The organism is Vibrio sp. 10N.261.51.A4 (genome assembly GCF_041471945.1).
GTDB classification, from domain to species: Bacteria; Pseudomonadota; Gammaproteobacteria; order Enterobacterales; family Vibrionaceae; genus Vibrio; species Vibrio crassostreae_C.
The window spans coordinates 1-248 of record NZ_JBFRPJ010000147.1 but is presented as its reverse complement, the minus strand read 5'-3'; the positions used below and the strand labels follow the sequence as shown (position 1 = coordinate 248).

Below are 248 nucleotides of genomic sequence, written 5' to 3'. Positions count from 1 at the left end.
TGCGGTCGTGGCGGAATTGGTAGACGCACCAGATTTAGGTTCTGGCGCCGAGAGGTGTGAGAGTTCAAGTCTCTCCGACCGCACCATTATTTCTCTTTCATTAGAGAACAAATAGTGAATCGATTAGATTTATTATTGGCTACTTAGCTCAGTTGGTTAGAGCACATCACTCATAATGATGGGGTCGCAGGTTCAAATCCCGCAGTAGCCACCATTTATACAACGTTTTATTGAATCACCAATATTCA

General features: G+C 43.5%; 2 tRNA genes. Both read left to right on the top strand.

Annotation, left to right across the window (positions count from 1 at the left end):
• Nucleotide 1 precedes the first annotated feature (1 nt).
• Nucleotides 2–86 (top strand) — tRNA-Leu (locus AB4384_RS23295).
• Between the two features lie 51 nt (nt 87–137).
• Nucleotides 138–214 (top strand) — tRNA-Met (locus tag AB4384_RS23290).
• Nucleotides 215–248: the final 34 nt, after the last annotated feature.